The organism is Microtetraspora sp. NBRC 13810 (genome assembly GCF_030268685.1).
In the GTDB taxonomy this organism is placed as follows: Bacteria; Actinomycetota; Actinomycetes; order Streptosporangiales; family Streptosporangiaceae; genus BSRQ01.
The window spans coordinates 374,990-391,361 of sequence record NZ_BSRQ01000001.1; the positions used below are offsets into that span (position 1 = coordinate 374,990).

A 16,372-nucleotide genomic window follows, 5' to 3' on the forward strand; every position below is an offset into this window, starting at 1 on the left:
CGCCTAGCCTCCTCGATGGCCTGTCAGGTGGTCGCTTCCAGGTCCACGAGTGGATGGGAGACCGCGAGGATGACCTGGTAGGTGACGGTGTCGGCGGGTTCGCCTATGTGTTGCCCTTCGGCTTCGACCCAGGCGTGGGCGCTGAAGGGAGGCGTTCGCACGCCGGTACACCATCGGGGCCAGGTGCCGCGCATCCGGCAGAGCAGGGTGGTGGCCAGGGAGCGTTGCAAGCAGTAGCGGCCGGCGCAGCGCTTGCTGGTGGCGACGATGTCGTTGCGGGCGCGCAGGGCCTGGACGTGGGTGGCGGGGACCGAGCCGTGACGGATGAGGCGTAGCACGGCGACGATGCGGCGGGGTGGCAGGCATGCCAGTAGCCGAGCCGCGGTGGTGGCCGCGCGGGCGGTGACGCGTCGGGTCAACGGTGGGCGGGGGGCGGTGAAGGGGACGATAGGGGTCATGGGGTGACTGTTTCGATGAGGTTGGCCTTGGTGAGGTGTGCGAGCAGGGCCTGGAGGTCGGCGGCGGCCTGCTCGGCGCTGACGGGGTGGGAGGCTGCCAGGTCCTGAGCGATCTGGGCCGGGGCGGTGCCGGCCAGCAAGGCGCGGACGATGATGGTCGCGGTGGCGTTGAGCTGCCAGTATCGGCCGGCTCGCCCGTCCAGCAGGATGAGGGCGTCGGCGGTGTCGCCAAGGCTGACGTGCGTGCTAAGCCGCACGGACATGAAGGGCCCCCTTTCTGGAGCGTTGAGCGCGTCGGCCCCGGGCGTCGCGGCGGATGCCTCCTGCTCGGGGTGGAATCAGTGGTTGATCGGTGGTGTGCGGATCTGCTCGGCAGCGGGCGCGGGCGGGTGCGGGCTGGCCTGGTGGTGGGCGGCAGCGCGCAGCCACATCTCGCATCCCAGCGTCTGCTGCAGTGGGACGGCGAGGTCGCTGAAGTTTCGCTGCGGGGCGAGTAGTGCAGCGCGGAAGGCGTCGGAGTCGACCAGTCCCATCCGGGCCAGGTGTGAGTCTTCGATGAGGTCGAGCAGGTCGCGCCGGTGACGGTGGAAGCCGGCGTAATACTCGGCGGCGTAGTCGCCTTTGGTGACGCGCCGCAGGATCGGCGCGGGGGCGATGCCGGTCATGGCCGCCGTGAGCAGCGGCTTGAAGGTGCCGCTCTGGGACCAGTCGTGGGAGCGCACCGACAGCACGGCTTCGATCACGGCGTCGTCGTGGTAGGGAGCGTCGAACGGCACGCCGTGCCGGGCGATGCCCTGCTGCAACAGTCTGTTGCTCGCCCCTGAGCTGCGGATCATGACCAGGAGCTGATGCGCCGCGCGCTGTGGGGCCAGCGGTTCGGGTGCTTGGCGTGCGATGCCGTCCAGCACGCGCTTGGCCGCGGCCACCGCCTCGGGGGTGGCCCATACCGGCATGAACGGCTGGATGGACCAGCTGGTCGAGGGGTCGTTCAGATCGAGAGGCCCGGTGGTGAGGCGTTCGGCGCACCTGGTCAGCCACTTGTCGTAGGGGGTGTTCTCGACGAGGGCGCGTAGCAGGGTGATGTAGCTCTGCCGCCACATTGGCCGGTGCGCTCTTAGGCGCCGTAGTGCCGTGAGTGGCCGGCTGCGGATCAGGTCGTGCAGGTAGCCGGGTGTGGGGCAGAACAGTTCGTCGCCGCCGCCACCGGTCAGGTGCAGCCGGGACCCGGCCGCTTTGACCCGGTGGGCCACCGCTGTCAGGCGTTCGGTGTCGCGAATCCAGCCACCGGGCTCCTCAAGGGCAGGGGGCACGGTGGTCAGCCCGGAGAACCACCTGGGTACCTGTTCGGCGTTGATGGTCAGATGTTGGGCCACCGGCAACTCTTCGGCCGCTCGCGTTGCCCAGGCGTCGTCGTCGTTGAAGCGATCAAGTGTGCGGTAGTGCAGGGTGACCAGGTTGGCTCGCCCCTGCGCTGCCAGAAAGCACAGGCTGGTGGAGTCCAGCCCTCCTGACAGGTCGGCGCTGATGGTGCCGCCCGACGCCGTGCAGGAGTCCACCGCGCCGATCAGCGCCTCACGCAGCGCAACCGCGCCTTCGTTCAGCGGCATGACCGGGTCGGGAGGGCGCCACCACCGCCGCGTCGCCCACGACCCGTCCGCGTGCAGCAGCAGCAACGACTCCGGCGCCAAGGCACGTACTCCGCGCCACATGGACGTCTCGTGCACTTGGGCGATCAGCCCGACAGGCAGCAGGCGAGCGGCGAGCACCTCCTCCTCCACCGGCGCCTCCACCAGTTCAGCCAGCACATCGGCCCTGCTGGCGGCGACCTCGACCCCTGCCAGGCGCGTGTGGAACACCCGCCGCATCCCTGAGATCACCCCACGGACGGCCACCTGCCCGCCGGCAGAGACGCACAGATGGAAGCTGCCCGGCAGGCCCACCACGAGCGAGCCGATGCGGGCGGGGTCGCGCAGCCCGCGTACTTGTCCGGCCAGGTCGGCGGCGGTGGCCGGGCAGCGCCCGATCACCGCCACCTTCGCCGCGCCCGCACCCGCCAGGTGCATCTGATCCGCCGGCCACTCACCGACCAGCCATGGCCGCCCAGAGGCGTGCTCGATCACCTGGGCGGCCCGGCGACGCAGCGCGTCAGCCGCTGCTTGAGCCGCATCCGCGTCCGGAAGCACGGCGAACCACATCTCACCATCCATGGGCATCACCGCAGATCCCTCCGTCAGCGTTCGGCTCATCAGTCGTGCTGAGACACGGCCTGGGCCGTGAACCTGCAGCCGCTCCCAGCCGCGGCCCTGCTCCTAACGGGAGCGGGTCCTACCACCAGACGCGGAAGAACGCATTCGACCCAGAGCCACCGTCGGGGACGCCGAGGGAAGCGCCGAGGGTGTGATCGGCGAAGCCGCCGATCTCGATCATCGCGGGCGGCTCGTACACCGCCTGGCAAGGAAAGGTCTCCACAGCACACGCTCCTTTCACTGCACTGATGTGTCACCCCTTCTCTACCATTACTCTCAGTAGCTATAGAGATACTTTTTGTTACCAGCACTGTAGGTGGATGGGTACACAAAGACGCCGCGCACCCCGTACACCCAAGAGGTGCTGTGCCGCCGACAGCGAGGACGCCCCTCGATTGCACCGAGATGGGGCCCCAGGTAGTCACGGAGAAGGGCTGAGACATGGTGATCAGAGAGCTATTCGCCTACCTGTGGCCACACAAGTGGATCTTGATGGCCGGTGGATCACTGGGACTGGTCGGCTCAGCCGCGGGACTCGCGATGCCCTTGCTCGCCAAGCACATGGTGGACGCCCTCGGCGAGCACCGCCCGATGGGCGGGCTTCTCCTCGCGCTGACCGTGGCAGTGCTGGTCGGAGCCGTGGTCTCGGCGCTGGGCACGTACATGATGGAGCGGACCGGCGAGGGCATCGTGCTCGGCGCGCGGCACAGACTCGTCGACCGGATGCTCCGTCTGAAGATGGCCGATGTCGACCACCTCCAGCCCGGCGACCTGCTGTCGCGGGTGACCGGCGACACGATCTTGCTGCGCGTCGTCCTGACCAACGGGGTCGTCAACTCGATCAACGCCGCGTTCCTGCTGGTCGGAGCCATCGTCCTGATGGCAGCCATGGACGGCGTGCTGCTGATGGTGGTCATGCTGCTTGTGGTGGTCTTCATCGGCGGGCTTACCGGACTGATCATGCCGACTATCCGACGAACCCAGAAGCGGGCCCAAGAGGCTCTAGGTGATACAGGGGCCATGCTCGACCGCTCACTCCAGGCCCACCGGACCGTCAAAGCCAACGGCGCGGAGGAGCGCGAGATCGCGGTCATCAGCGACGCCGCAACGCGCGCCCGCGACAAAGGACTGCAGGTCGCCCGGTGGATATCGCTGTCCAGAATGACGACCCGGATGGCGATGCAGATCGCGTTCGTGTGCGTGCTGGCCGTCGGTGGCGCCCGAGTGGCCTCGGGCGCGCTGGAGCTCTCCGGGCTGATCGCGTTCCTGCTGTACCTCTTCTACCTGATCGCCCCCATCGGGCAGATCGTCGAAGGTCTCGTGCAACTCCAGCACGGACTGGCGGCCGTGAACCGAATCAAGGAGATCGAGGACCTGCCCACCGAGCTCATCGTCACCCCCGCGCCCCTCACCCGCTCCGAACCCGCCGGCTCCCCACCCATCGGGGTGCGATTCCAGGACGTCGTCTTCCGATACGGCGAGTACCGGCCGATCGTCCACAACGGCGTCACCTTCGACGTACGGCCCGGCGGGCTGACCGCACTCGTGGGGCCATCAGGCGCAGGCAAATCCACCGTGTTCGCCCTGCTGGAACGCTTCTACGACCACCAGAGCGGCACGATCACCGTGGACGACCGCGACATCCGCGACTGGCCACTCGCCGAACTACGGGCCACACTCGGCTACGTCGAACAGGACGCGCCCGTGCTGTCCGGGACCCTCCGGGAGAATCTGCTCTACGCCGCCCAGGACGCCACAGAGGAAGAACTGGCACGCGCCATCTCCCGTACGCGGCTCGGCGACCTGGTCACCCGGCTGCCAGAGGGCCTCGACACTCCCGTCGGCCACCGCGGCGTGCTGCTGTCCGGCGGAGAGCGTCAGCGCGTAGCCATCGCCAGGGCACTGCTCCGCAAGCCCCGGCTGCTGCTACTCGATGAGGCGACCTCCCAGCTTGACGCTGTCAACGAGCTGAGACTGCGCGAGGTCATCGCCGAGACGGCCACCGAGACAACTGTTCTGATCATCGCCCACCGGCTCTCGACGGTCACCGACGCCGACCGCATCGTGGTCATGGAGGCAGGCGAAGTACGCGCCGTAGGGACGCACGACGAACTGGTGGGTCAGGACAATCTCTACCGTGAGCTGGCCGCCACCCAGTTCCTGCTGAGCTGACTCGATCCATCACCAGGGCCACCGCCCGCATAATCCGCGGAATAGCATTGAGAAGCATCTACGCAGGTCAAGAGGCCTCCCGCCGTCAGCCGCACAAAGCTTCCAACTCGCTGGCAGATTGCTGCAGAATTCCGCCTGGCGAGGCTCACTCGCCAGGCGCCGCATCCTCGAAGATCAACTCGACGTGGTCACCCCGCAGAACCTCGCGGAGCTTCCGGTGCCCCGGCACGATCTCGAACAGTGGCACACCCTCGGGCATGCCACCGAACTCCCGCAACTCCACTGACGTTGCCAGGTCGCGCCGCTCGTCCGGCATCGGCATGCGCGTAATGACACGCGCCCCACTGGGAACGTGGTGCGGCCGCCGGCCGCTTCGAGGTTAAGGCCGAGGCTCCGTTTCCGGCACGCAGCCAGTGATCCACAACGAGAACGGGCGGGACTCCGTGAGACTGGAGACGCTCGATTCCGCGGTCAGCTCAGAGGCCGGCCCGTTGACCGGCCCGGAGGGCGGCCCGGTGCCGGATCGCGCGGGAGGCCGATCTCGCACGATCCGCCGTCGAGCGGGCTCGGGATCCGTAGGGGTCACCTGTCAAACGTTGCCGCCTGGCAAGTGGTCGGGAAAGGACATATGCGGCAAGATAACTCAAGGATCAAGGAGGTTCGGAGCCGTTGCCGGCACCGGGAAAGAGCGCGCAACTTGACTGACATCGAATCAGAAAAAGTCTACAGAATACGGAACGTGAAGTCCGGCACCTATATCGATATCGCCGAGGACGGCGGCACGGTCCATGCCGTCGGAAATCCTTTGAATGACAGCGACACCCAGATGTGGCAGCTCAACCGGATCGGGGATGGGTGGACCCTGCGGAACGTCGGAACAGGTACATACCTCAGCACCGATCTTCAGCCGAAGAATGACGACGGCGCCCTTCTGCGGGAATCCCCGTTCGAGTGGCATGTGTGGGAGGAAGAGGCGGTCGCGCTGTCCTGCCGCGTGTGTGTCCCCAACTGCAAGAAAGATCTCGAAGTTACGAACCACGGGTCCTCCGACCCTGGAACGAGAATAGCGGTATGGGGAAGATGGGAAGGGCAGAACCAAATGTGGTTCTTCGAAGAGTGTAAGTCATAGCGCCGATCACGCACCTTGACCGCACCCTGGACGTCCACGACAACGGCACGATCCGGGCCTGGCCGCTCGCCGTCTACGGGCACCTGGCCGAGCGGGCGCTGATCCACAGCGGACGCGGTGAAACCGTGCGCTTGAGCAACGCCGGACGGCTCGACCCTCACTTCCCTGCCCATGGGCCGGGCCACCTAAGGCCCTGTATCGAAGTGGGTCAGAGCCATTCGTTGATGGCGGCGATGCAAATCGTGGCCTCGTAGCGTACGGCCAACTTGTCGAACCGGGTGGCCACCGCGCGGCTGCGTTTGAGACGGCCGATGCCGCATTCCACGGCGTGGCGCTGCTTGTATATCTCGGGGTCGAAGAGCAATGGCCGACCGCCCTTCGCCCCCTTCTTGCGACGTGCGACGTCCTGGTCGGCCTTGCTGGGGATGGTGGCCTTGATGCCGCGCCTGCGCAGGTGCTCCGGTTGGCCTTGGAGGTGCAGGCCGTATCGGCCGGCACTCGATCTGGACGGGTTCGGGGACGGCCGCCGCAGGTACGGGGTGCTCGGATAGCGGCCAGGACAGCCAAAGGCTTCCCCGTAAGCCTGCTGCCGGTGCTGGGCGTCTCAACGTCGGGCTCTACGTCTGATGATGACCACGGCCCACCCTCGCAGAGATGGCCCAGGCACGATCGGCACCACGCCTGCGGGGATGCTCACAGCCCTAGATCAGGTTTACGCTCGTAACCCTGGCTCGCCCCTCGCCAAGGTGCGGATCATGGGTCCATAACTGGTCTACAGATGATGATCCACAATGAGAACGGGCGGGACTCCGTGAGACTGGAGACCCGCCCGATGCTGTGCTGTCTGCCCTGGTCAGCAGCCATAACCGCTGATCAAGACTGTGTGCCCCCTGCAAGATTCGAACTTGCGCTCCCGGCTCCGGAGGCCGGACGACTTCATGTCTCTGACCTGCGAAAACACCCTGTACGTGGCCACGCGTGTACGTCCCCAGTACGTGATTAAGCCGCAGAGCCAAGCCCATCTGGCGGACGTCGCAAGATTCCGGTTGCTCATCACGCCGGGAAGAACGCAGCACCACCACACGACCAATCAGGGCCGACAAGCAGCCCCGGCTCACCGCCCTGATCTTGTTGTCCGCTTTGACGGACACCGTCGGCGTGCTGCTCTGAGGCGGCGCGGTTGTTACTGGTACCTCGCCGTGGCCTTGGGATGCTGCCGCCCAGGACGGTCGCGGTGCGATCCTCACCGACTCCAGAGGGCCGGTGTTGCCGTGATCGAGCAGGTGTTCACGCAGATCGATGAGCGGTTGCGATCCTCACCAACCCCGCAAAGCCGGTGCTGCCTCCCCCTCCCGGATGCGCTGCGCACGCCGCTGTCGTGCATCGTGTTGCGATCTTCACCGACCCGGAGTGCCGGTGCTGCCAGCGAAGGTCTCCCCGGGCCAGCGGGACCTACCTGTGGATGATCCTTCTCGGCCTCGGGCAGGGCGCGGCGATCAGCCTGGCCATGCTGTTCATCGTGCTGCGCGCAGCCGACTCCCGGCACGCGGCCCAGTTGTCCAGCATGGCGCAGGGCGTCGGCTACCTCTCGCCGCCACCGGGCCTCTCACCCTGGGCGCCGTTCACGAGCTGACCGGCGACTGGACGGTGCCGCTCGTCCTGCTCGCGGTGCTCGTGCTCCCGCAGGTCGTCTTCGGCATCGGCGCCGCCCGCGAACGCCGGCACCGGAGCCCGACCTGAACCGCCCTTCGAGGCTACTCACCGCCGGACCGGGAGGGCGGGGCAGACGTCGCGGTAAGGGATGCCGCCGAGGTGTGCCCGCCATTCCTCCCGGGTGAGCGTACGGCCGGCGCGGGCGCACACGGCGTCGGCCACCAGGGCGGGCTCGACGGGAAGCTCATAGACGAAGCCCCCGGCGGTCGCGGCCCGCACCCTCTTGCCGTCGGAGGTGAAGGCCAGGTGCTCGGCGAGGTAGTCGCTGCCCTCGTCGACGCCGATCTTGCCGATGCTCCGGCGGGTGGCGACGTCCCACAGGTACAGGACGTTGCCGGAGAGCGTGGCGAGCACGTCTCCGCCGGGGCTGAAGGCCATGGCCTCCACCTGCCCGGGGAAGCGCAGGTCGGGGGTGAGGATCATGGCGTTCCGGACGTCCCACAGGGCGACGCTCTGGTTCCGGTCGAGGGCAAGCCACCGCCCTGCCCGGTCCGTGATGATCGCGGACGCGGTGCCGTATCCGAGACCGGCGGGCTTGCCCGTCGTGGTGCCGACGAACCGGCCGGTCGCCGATGCCAGCTCTTGACCGCCGGGCATCAAAGCGAAGTCGAAGACCGATAGATCTAGTTTGACGACCCTGATCGGCCGTCCGCTGCGCGCGTCCCATTCGTGCAGCCAGAAGTCGACCTGACGCTGGGAGTTCTGCGAGTACACCGCGGCGTAGGTGCGGCCGTCACCGGTGAACGCCTCGCTCGTGCTGATCAGCCCGTCCGGATGCCGGTAGGACCACAGCCGACGCTGCGTCGCGGCGTCGTACACGTCGACGGTCTCGCTGATGTGGGAGACGGCCACGGTCCGGCCGGAGGGATCGAACGTGACGTCGACGGTGGTCCCCGCGGACACCGGGATCGCCCCGGCCAGGCGGTCTGCCGGGATGTCCCACAGCTCCAGCCTCGACGCGCCGCCGGGCGGTTCGACGGCGAGCCAGCGGCCGTCAGGGCTGATCTCCTCCGTGGACGCGTCCTCCCCTACTCGGCGGGCGGGGATCGCGGGACGCAGGTCGAGGGTGACGACGTCACCGTCCAGGAGGTAGCGCAGGAATCCGCCGTCCGGGTCGAGCCACAGGTCCGAGACGAGGCCGTGGGCCCGGTACTCCAGGATCGGCCGGCTCCGTCGCACGTCCCACACCCGGATGGTGGAGCCCAGGAACCCCGCGGCCAGTGTCGCGTCCGTGTTCAACCGCACGGCCGTGGGGGCGTTGGCGTCCTCCTGGGGGCTTTCCCGGGGCCAGGGATTCTCCTCGTTGTTCGCGATCCGCGCGACCAGGAGGCCCGTCGCGGTGTCCCACAGTTCGACGCGCTCGCCGCCGCAGATCAGCAGACGGCTGTCCGGGCTGAAGCCGACGGACGAGATCGAGTCGCCGCAGCCGGTCGGGAACCGGCTGTCCTGCCGGAAGCCCGGCATCCGCCACACGCTGACCACGCCCTCGCCGTGCACGGTCGCGGCGATCTCCCCCGAAGGCGCGACGGCGAACGCCCCCTGCTCCTCCGGCAGGGGGATGGATCGGTCGTGCTCGACGTCCCAGATCATGTACGGCGGCCCGGTCGAGCCGATCGCCAGCAGCGAGTCGTGGTCGTCGAACGCCGGCGCGATCCCGCTGGGATTGTCCCCTTCCATCGGTTTCACGCCCACCAGCCGGCCGGTACGGGTCTCCCAGACCACGATGCTCTGGAAGATCACCACGGCCAGCAGCCGCCCGGTCCGGCTCAGCTCCGCGCCGGCCGCACCCCCGGCCAGTCTCGGCGACGTCCAGGTCGCGGTCTGCCTGCCGGTGGCCACGTCGTACACCCGTACCCCGCTCTCGCTGATCGCGGCGAGCGTCCGGCCGTCGCCGCTGACCGCCTGGGTGACGACTCCGGGGACCGGCGGCGGGCGGAACGCGGTGACCTCGCGCTGGAGCAGCGCGGAGTTCAGCGCCGTGCGGCTCTCCACGCCCGGGGCCAGCCGGTGCGCGGCCACGCTCAGCAGCATCGCCCGGACGGGGTCGGTCGTGCGCAGGTCGGCGGCCACCCGGGCGATCTCACGTCCGCGCGCCCGGTCGCGTTCGGCCGCCACCTGGTCGCGTTGCCCGGACACCTGTGCCCCCTGGTAGACCGCGGCAAACCCGCCGGTCAGGGACAAGGCGAGCAGCGCCGCGAGGATCACGGTCAGCAGCCGGCGGCGGTTGCCCCTGCGGCGGGTCAGCCTGCCCGCTTCGGTGAGGAAGGCGCGTTCGGGCGGGGTGAGCGAGACGTGCCGGCGTCCGGTGGCGGCCCAGCCGAGCGCCGTCTCCAACCGGCTGCCCTGCAACAGGTCCACCTCGCGGCGGCCGTGCGTCTCCCAGATCCGGGCGGCCTGCGACAGTTCGGCCAGCAGCGGAAGACCGTCGCGGTCGGCCGCCACCCATTGGCGCAGCCGGGGCCAGGCGCGCAGGACGGCCGGTCTGGTGATGACCACCTCCCCGTCGCGTTCGGTGAGCATATAGCCGAACACGGTGAGAATCCGCCGCCGCGCGCCGGGCCGGTCGGGCAGCAGGTCGGCCGTCGCCGCGGGCCGTACCGTCTCCAGCCCGTCGGGGCCTATCGCGACGAGCCGCAGCAGCAGTTCGGGGACGAGGTCGCGTTCCTCGGGGGTGAGCAGCGCGTAGGCGTCCTCGGCGAGGACGCCGAGCGCGGGGTCGGCCGCATGCGCCGGGCGCAGCCCGTCGAACCGGTCCGGGACGCCGCCGCCCGCCAGCGCGAGCAGGAGTTCGCGCGCGGACGGCCGGTTCTCCGGCTCCTTGCTCAGCGCGGCGGCTACCAGCGGGCGGACGCCTGGCGGCAGCGCGCCCAGATCGGGGTCGTGGGAGAGCACCCGGTGCATCACCGCGCCCAGCGTGTCCGCCCGGAACGGGTCCTCGCCGGTGGCGGCGAAGACCATCACGCCACCCCATGCGAACACGTCGGCCGCCTCACCGGCACGGCCACCGGTCAGCACCTCCGGAGCCATGTACGTCGGGGTGCCTGCGACGTACCCGCCGGCGGTGAGCGACATCTCCTCGGTACGCGCGATGCCGAAGTCGATGACCCGAGGCCCGTCCGGGCCGAGCAGGATGTTGTCCGGTTTCAGGTCCCGGTGGACGACTCCGGCCTCGTGGATGGCGGTCAGCGCGGCGGCCACCGCGGTCGCCAGCCGGTGCAGGTCGTCCCCGGTGTAGAGCCGCCCGGCCCGGCGCAGGTCCACGCCCTCCACGTACTCGCTGACGATGTAGGGCGGGGCCGCGGCCGGGGCCGCGTCGATGATCCGCGCGGTGCAGAAGGACGCCACCCGCCGCGCGGCGGCGATCTCCTTGTCGAACCGCCGCCGCTGCTCGCCGTCGGCTCCGGCCCGCAGCACCTTCAGCGCGTACCGCCCCCCGGCGGCGTCGTACGCCTCGTAGACGACCCCCTGACCGCCCGTGCCGAGCCGACCGGCCAGCCAGTATCCGCCGATCCGATCGGGATCGCCCGCAGCCAACGCATCCATCGCGCCTCCTCCTCACATCAGACGCACGGACACCGCGAGTGGTTGGTGCCGATCGCCGGTTACTTCGTGTTCCGGGGGGACGGTCGCGGAGGCGACATCATGCACGCTCGAACGGGCCAGCGACCGGCTACCCGGGCCCGCCTACGAAGCCGTCCCGGCCGAGGAGTGACGGCCGGGGCCGCCCGGCGGGCCGATAGCCTTCTACTCTCGGTAGAGGCCAGGACGGGGACCGGGGTGGGACGGTGTGGCTCGGCAACCTGGAGCGGGCGGTCATGGAGGCCCTGTGGAGCCACCCGGAGGGGATGCTCGCGCAGGACCTGGCGAACGCGCTGCCCTCCGAGCCCGCGGTCACCACGGTGCTGACCGTTCTGCCGCGGCTGTCGCGCAAGGGCATGGTGCCCGAGATGGACCGTTGAGAGCTAAGCCGGCAAACGTGCGCGAAGCCGATGTGGAAGGTCGGGAGACCGTACACCGACGAGGTGACCGCGGTGGCGATCGCCCCGGACGGCGCCGCGTCACCAGGCCGAGCCATCCCCGAGGGGGCCGGGACGTTGCCGCCAGGAACGCGAATTCCTCGGTCTAACAGTCGACGTCAGCCGTTTCAGGCACGGCAGGCGTTGTGCGCACGATGGCACAGGACCGGTAGTCCAGTCTTCGCGTCCAGCACCACGCGATCACCCAACGGCTCGTTGAACCTGATGCGGTCCTCGCCTACCTGGCCAGTTCCAGTGCACAGTCCGGAGCCCTGCTCGAGGACATCAAGCCCTAGCTAGGTCCACAGCGTCGAGCAAGCGGCCCGGTGGGCCGCCCGCGTGGAGATGGGTTGAACCGCGCAACGCGCGCTCATCGGTAAGAGCGGACGTGTCGCCACGCGATGAGATGGTCAGTCCGCGCAGACCCTTGGGTCGGCCGGCCTCGGCGTGGTCATGTAAAGCCAAGTGGTTCAGGCGATCATGGGTCCACAACTGGTCCACAACCAGTGTTCCACAACGAGAATGGGCGGGACTCCGTGAGATTGGAGACCCGCCCGTTGCTTTGCCATCTGCCCTGGTCAGCGGCCAAATCACTGATCAAGACTGTGTGCCCCCTGCAAGATTCGAACTTGCGCTCCCGGCTCCGGAGGCCGGTGCTCTATCCCCTGAGCTAAGGGGGCCTGACGAGAGATAAGGCTACCAGCATCTGACCATCACTCGTCACCTTGATATCGCTCAGGGCACACATCCCTCGAAAGTCGCACGGGACCCCCCTTGGAAGAGTTAGCCTCGCGGCCGTGGGTGAGGTTCTCGGGCGGGTACTCGTAGTGGATGATGATGAGGTCATCCGGCAGCTCATCGCGGTCAACCTGACGCTGGAGGGGTTCCAGGTCGAGACCGCCTGCGATGGGCAGGACTGTCTTGATCGCGTGCTGGACGTGATGCCCGACGTGATCACGCTGGACGTGATGATGCCTCGGCTCGACGGCTGGGTCACCGCGGCGCGCCTCAGGAACGATGAGGAGACCAGCCACATCAAGGTGGTGCTGATCACGGCGCGGGCCCAGGAGCATGACCGGCAGCGCGGCCTGGGGATCGGCGTGGACGCCTATCTCACCAAGCCGTTCGATCCTGCCGAGTTGATCCAGGTGGTGCGGGATCTCGCCGTGTCCGCGCGTGCGGGGCGGGCTTAGCGTCACACCGCCTTCCGGGCGTGGCGGGGTCGCCTGCCGTACGTGGGGGGTGTGCCGCTTTTCGCTGTCGCCGGCCCTTTGGGGAGTGTTAGTGCAGGGGACGGCTGGGTCTCCGTCGTGACGGCCACCGGGGGCTATGTCGTACTCCCCGGTGTCGGTGCGGTGGCCCTTGGGGTTGGTGCGGTGGTATCTCCCTGCGCCGTACGTGGGTGGGGTGGTGGTTGTGGCGGTTGGGGGTGGTTTAGCGGTGGTTGTGGAGGTGGGCGGCGGCTTGGGTTCGGGTGGAGACGCCTAGTTTGGCGAGGATGTTGGAGACGTGGACGCTTACCGTTTTTTGGGCGATGACCAGGCGGGCGGCGATTTCGCGGTTGGTGAGGCCCTCGGCGACCAGGGCGAGGACCTCGCGTTCGCGGTCGGTGAGCGGGGGTTGCCTGGTGTCGGCGCCGGGTCTGGTGTTGCTGGGTTTGGGGTCGGTGCTGGGTTTGGGGTCGGTCGGTTTGGTGGTGAGGCGGGCGCGGCGGGCCAGGGCGGTGAGGGCGTCGGCGAGGGGGGTGGCGCGTAGGGCGTTCGCGGTGGTGGTGGCGAGTTCCCATTGGGTTTGCGCGGCTTTGCGGTCTCCGGCGGCGACGAGGGATTCGGCCAGCCGCCAGCGGGAGCGGGCGACCTCGTAGGTGAAGCCGTAGTCGAAGGCGGTGACGACCTTCTCCCAGATGGCCGGGGTGTCGGTGCCGTGGGCGCGGTGCCATTCGGCTTCGGCGCGGGCCAGCCACGCCTGGGCCTCGACGCCTAGGGGGCCTCTGGGCGTGAGGTCGGGACCGGTGGCGGCGGCGTGGCGGGCGGCGGCGAGGAGTACGTCGGGGGTGAGGGCCTGGTGTGCGGCCAGCGCGGCACTGCCGCCGATCCGGGCCGCGCCCCGCCGGGTGTTCACCACGTGGCCGCCGTGCCCCGCGTCTCCGCCTCGCGCGACGCCCGTGAGGGTCCCCGTGCGCGTAGCCGTGGGCGGGGACGCGGCCATGCTTACAAGAACGGAATCCGCGTGGGAGTCGGTATTCGTGCGCGCGAACGCGGCGACGCTCGCGGAAGTACCGGCCTCCGCGAGGGTCCTAGCACCCGCCTGCGCGGGGGCGGCGCCCAGGACGGCGGCGGGCGCGTTCCTGGTATCGCCGGTAGTGGAGGGGGTGGGGGTGGTGAGGTCGGCCAGGGCGGTTAGGCCGGTGGTGGCTATGCGGATGACGACCGGGTCGAAGGGTTCGACGACGTGGAGGACGGCGGCCACGTGGTCCAGGGCGGCGTGGGGGTCGCCCTGCCAGATGGCGTGTTCGGCTTCCAGGCCCCTGGCCATGTCGGCGACGACCGGTTCGTGCCAGAAGCGGCGGAGCCAGGCGAGGCGTTCCGTCACGGCGGGGAGGCCCCTGGCGACCTCCACGAAGAGGGCGAAGGACGACAGGACGGCCTCGGCGGGGGTGCCGACGCGGAGGGCGAAACCGGCGGCGACCTGCTCTGCGGCGTCCCATTCGCCGGCGACGTAGTGGATGAGGAAGCGGAGGAAGCGCAGGTCGGTGCCGTACGTGCTCCAGTGCAGGCCGATTTCGCCGGCCAGGGCGATGCCGCCGTCGACGATGGGGGCGGCGATGGCGAGTTCGCCGCGTTCGTAGTGGACGCGGCCCAGGTGGAACAGGGCGCGCAGGTCGACGGACAGGTCGGTGGAGCGCTGGGCGCAGGCCCGGGTGAGCAGCCGGATGGACTGGTCGGTGTCGCCTTCCATCTCGACGAAGGTGGACAGGGCGATGAGGGCGCTGTTCTCGGCGTCGACGGCGCCGGTGGCGGAGGCGACCTCCAGGGCGCGGGTGGCGAGGCCCTTGATCTCGCCCTGGCGCGGCGTCCAGGCCAGGCAGCGGGCATAGGTGGCGAGGGCGCGGGCGAGCAGCGGGCCGTACGGGGCGGCGTCGACGGCGGCCTGGGCGGCGGCGGCCGAGCCGGGGACGTCGTCGAGTTCGGCGAGGTAGTAGGCGAGGCGCTCGTTCACCTCGGGAGAGGGCGGGAGCTGGCGCAGCTGGGCGACCGCGCGGTGGTTGTCCCCGCTGTCGGCGGCGGCGATGGCGCTGAGCAGGCCGATGGCGGCGTGGTCGGCGCCGGCCAGCCGGTTCGGTTCCGGCACCCGGTCCCACAGGTCGAGGGCCTGGTCGAAGTGGCGGTGGGCTTCGGCGGGGGCGCCGAGGCGCATGGCCCGGCGGCCGGCCTCGGCGGAAGCGGCGAGCGCGCCGGGCAGGTCGTGGCTGGCGAGGCAGTGGTGGGCGAGCTCGGCGTAGGAGCCGCCGTTCGCGGCGATCAGCGTGGCGAACGCGGTGTGCAACCGGTTCCGCTCCCCCGGCAGCAGGTCGGTGTAGACGGCCTCCTGGAGCAGCGCGTGCCGGAACTGGTATCCCTGCCCGTCGCGGAGCATGAGACCCCTGGACAGGATCTCCCGCATCACGTCGTCGTCGAGCGTGGTCACCTGGCTGAGCAGGTCGTCGTCGACCCGGCGGCCGGCGACGGCGGCGGCGCGGAGCACCGACTGGGCGGGCTCCGACAGGCGTTCGACCCGGGCGAGCAGCAGCTCGGCGAGGTTTTCCGGCAGGCCGTCGCCGTAGGCGGCGAGCAGTTCCTCGGCGTAGAACGGGTTGCCCTCGGCGCGGGCGACGACGGCGCTGATGGCGGCCTTGTCCCCGTCGTCCAGCTCGGCCAGGTGGCCGGCGAGCTCGTCGGGGCCGAGCGGGCGGAGTTCGACGGTGGTGACGGCGGGCAGGCGGCGCAGCTCGGCCAGCAGCGGGCGGAGCGGGTGGCGGCGGTGCAGGTCGTCGGTGCGGTAGGTGCCGACGAGGCAGACGCGCTCGGTCTGCAGCATGCGGGTGAGGAAGACCAGCAGGTCGCGGCTGGACCGGTCGGCCCAGTGCAGGTCTTCGAAGATCAGCATGACCGGGCGTTCCGCGGACAGCTCGGCGAGCAGGGCGAGCGTGGAGCCGAACAGCCGCTGCTGGGTCAGCCCCCGCTCCCGCTCGCCGTCCCCACCGGCCAGAGGCGACCCGGCTCCCGGCGGAGCGGCGGCCCCGCCGGAACCGCCGGGGAGCAGGCGGCGCAGGACCGGCCAAGAGGAGACGATCTCGGGGGCGGCGTCGCGGAGGGCGTCGGCGAGGGGGAGGTACGGCACGGCGTCGCCGAGTTCGGCGCACTGCCCGGCGAGGACGGCGAAGCCCTCGGCCACGGCGCGCCGGGCCAGTTCGGTGATCAGGCGGGTCTTGCCGATGCCGGCGTCTCCGCCGACGAGCGCGACGCCGGCGGCGCCCGCCGCGGCGGCGCGGGCCACGCCCAGGAGACGGTCCAGCTCGCCGGTCCGCCCGACCAGACTGCTCGCCGGGGGTTCCGCCGTTCTCAGATTCACGTCACCGTCCTGCCTACCCGGGAGCAC

Annotated in this window: 13 protein-coding genes and 1 tRNA gene; 5 read left to right on the plus strand and 9 right to left on the minus strand. The window is 69.8% G+C overall.

The window, feature by feature from the left end:
- Nucleotides 1-23: 23 nt before the first annotated feature.
- The 4 genes from QSK26_RS01735 to QSK26_RS01750 form a co-directional block, all read right to left on the minus strand.
- Entirely contained in the window at nucleotides 24-458 is a 435-nt protein-coding gene (locus tag QSK26_RS01735) for a lasso peptide biosynthesis B2 protein (protein WP_285773134.1), read from the minus strand.
- Complete coding sequence (locus QSK26_RS01740) at nucleotides 455-721, minus strand: lasso peptide biosynthesis PqqD family chaperone (protein WP_285773135.1); 267 nt, start codon at nucleotides 719-721, stop codon at nucleotides 455-457. The genes QSK26_RS01735 and QSK26_RS01740 overlap by 4 nt, the downstream gene beginning before the upstream one ends.
- Nucleotides 722-796: 75 nt before the next feature.
- Complete coding sequence (locus tag QSK26_RS01745) at nucleotides 797-2,665, minus strand: asparagine synthase-related protein (protein WP_285773136.1); 1,869 nt, start codon at nucleotides 2,663-2,665, stop codon at nucleotides 797-799.
- A gap of 118 nt (nucleotides 2,666-2,783) precedes the next feature.
- On the minus strand, nucleotides 2,784-2,927 hold the full coding sequence (locus QSK26_RS01750) for a lasso RiPP family leader peptide-containing protein (RefSeq protein ID WP_285773137.1): 144 nt from the start codon (nucleotides 2,925-2,927) through the stop codon (nucleotides 2,784-2,786).
- A 269-nt stretch (nucleotides 2,928-3,196) separates the two neighbouring features.
- Here QSK26_RS01750 and QSK26_RS01755 point away from each other — a divergent pair, with 269 nt between their 5' ends.
- A complete protein-coding gene (locus tag QSK26_RS01755; protein WP_285773138.1) occupies nucleotides 3,197-4,876 on the plus strand; it encodes an ABC transporter ATP-binding protein in 1,680 nt (559 codons plus the stop codon).
- A gap of 145 nt (nucleotides 4,877-5,021) precedes the next feature.
- Here the strand turns inward: QSK26_RS01755 and QSK26_RS01760 are convergent, their stop codons facing one another.
- Complete coding sequence (locus QSK26_RS01760; RefSeq protein ID WP_285773139.1) at nucleotides 5,022-5,198, minus strand: hypothetical protein; 177 nt, start codon at nucleotides 5,196-5,198, stop codon at nucleotides 5,022-5,024.
- A gap of 375 nt (nucleotides 5,199-5,573) precedes the next feature.
- Between QSK26_RS01760 and QSK26_RS01765 the strand changes: the two genes are divergently transcribed.
- Complete coding sequence (locus QSK26_RS01765; protein WP_285773140.1) at nucleotides 5,574-6,005, plus strand: RICIN domain-containing protein; 432 nt, start codon at nucleotides 5,574-5,576, stop codon at nucleotides 6,003-6,005.
- Between the two features lie 208 nt (nucleotides 6,006-6,213).
- Here QSK26_RS01765 and QSK26_RS42060 read toward each other — a convergent pair whose 3' ends face one another.
- Nucleotides 6,214-6,369 carry a hypothetical protein gene (locus QSK26_RS42060; RefSeq protein WP_502888654.1) on the minus strand — a complete coding sequence of 52 codons (156 nt, stop codon included), beginning with the start codon at nucleotides 6,367-6,369 and terminating at the stop codon, nucleotides 6,214-6,216.
- Between the two features lie 1,014 nt (nucleotides 6,370-7,383).
- Here QSK26_RS42060 and QSK26_RS01775 point away from each other — a divergent pair.
- Nucleotides 7,384-7,638, plus strand: a complete 255-nt coding sequence (locus tag QSK26_RS01775; protein WP_285773141.1) for a hypothetical protein — start codon at nucleotides 7,384-7,386, stop codon at nucleotides 7,636-7,638.
- 125 nt (nucleotides 7,639-7,763) lie between these two features.
- On the opposite strand, the gene QSK26_RS01780 is transcribed toward QSK26_RS01775, so the two are convergent.
- Nucleotides 7,764-11,261: a serine/threonine-protein kinase gene (locus tag QSK26_RS01780; protein ID WP_285773142.1), complete on the minus strand. Its 3,498-nt coding sequence runs from the start codon at nucleotides 11,259-11,261 to the stop codon at nucleotides 7,764-7,766.
- 242 nt (nucleotides 11,262-11,503) lie between these two features.
- Here QSK26_RS01780 and QSK26_RS01785 point away from each other — a divergent pair, with 242 nt between their 5' ends.
- Complete coding sequence (locus tag QSK26_RS01785) at nucleotides 11,504-11,677, plus strand: BlaI/MecI/CopY family transcriptional regulator (protein ID WP_285773143.1); 174 nt, start codon at nucleotides 11,504-11,506, stop codon at nucleotides 11,675-11,677.
- Nucleotides 11,678-12,342: 665 nt separating this feature from the next.
- Here QSK26_RS01785 and QSK26_RS01790 read toward each other — a convergent pair.
- Nucleotides 12,343-12,414: transfer RNA gene (locus QSK26_RS01790), tRNA-Arg, on the minus strand.
- Nucleotides 12,415-12,531: 117 nt separating this feature from the next.
- On the opposite strand from QSK26_RS01790, the gene QSK26_RS01795 reads away from it, so the two are divergent.
- Nucleotides 12,532-12,927 carry a response regulator transcription factor gene (locus QSK26_RS01795; protein ID WP_285773144.1) on the plus strand — a complete coding sequence of 132 codons (396 nt, stop codon included), beginning with the start codon at nucleotides 12,532-12,534 and terminating at the stop codon, nucleotides 12,925-12,927.
- Nucleotides 12,928-13,168: 241 nt separating this feature from the next.
- Here the strand turns inward: QSK26_RS01795 and QSK26_RS01800 are convergent, their stop codons facing one another.
- On the minus strand, nucleotides 13,169-16,345 hold the full coding sequence (locus QSK26_RS01800; RefSeq protein ID WP_285773145.1) for a helix-turn-helix transcriptional regulator: 3,177 nt from the start codon (nucleotides 16,343-16,345) through the stop codon (nucleotides 13,169-13,171).
- Between the last annotated feature and the right edge of the window lie 27 nt (nucleotides 16,346-16,372).

Bases quoted from the DNA above. Each gene is read 5' to 3' on its own strand.
- QSK26_RS01735 (WP_285773134.1), bottom strand. From the start codon at position 458: ATGACCCCTATCGTCCCCTTCACCGCCCCCCGCCCACCGTTGACCCGA.
- QSK26_RS01740 (WP_285773135.1), bottom strand. From the start codon at position 721: ATGTCCGTGCGGCTTAGCACGCACGTCAGCCTTGGCGACACCGCCGAC.
- QSK26_RS01745 (WP_285773136.1), bottom strand. From the start codon at position 2,665: ATGGATGGTGAGATGTGGTTCGCCGTGCTTCCGGACGCGGATGCGGCT.
- QSK26_RS01755 (WP_285773138.1), top strand. From the start codon at position 3,197: ATGGCCGGTGGATCACTGGGACTGGTCGGCTCAGCCGCGGGACTCGCG.
- QSK26_RS01760 (WP_285773139.1), bottom strand. From the start codon at position 5,198: ATGCCGATGCCGGACGAGCGGCGCGACCTGGCAACGTCAGTGGAGTTG.
- QSK26_RS01780 (WP_285773142.1), bottom strand. From the start codon at position 11,261: ATGGATGCGTTGGCTGCGGGCGATCCCGATCGGATCGGCGGATACTGG.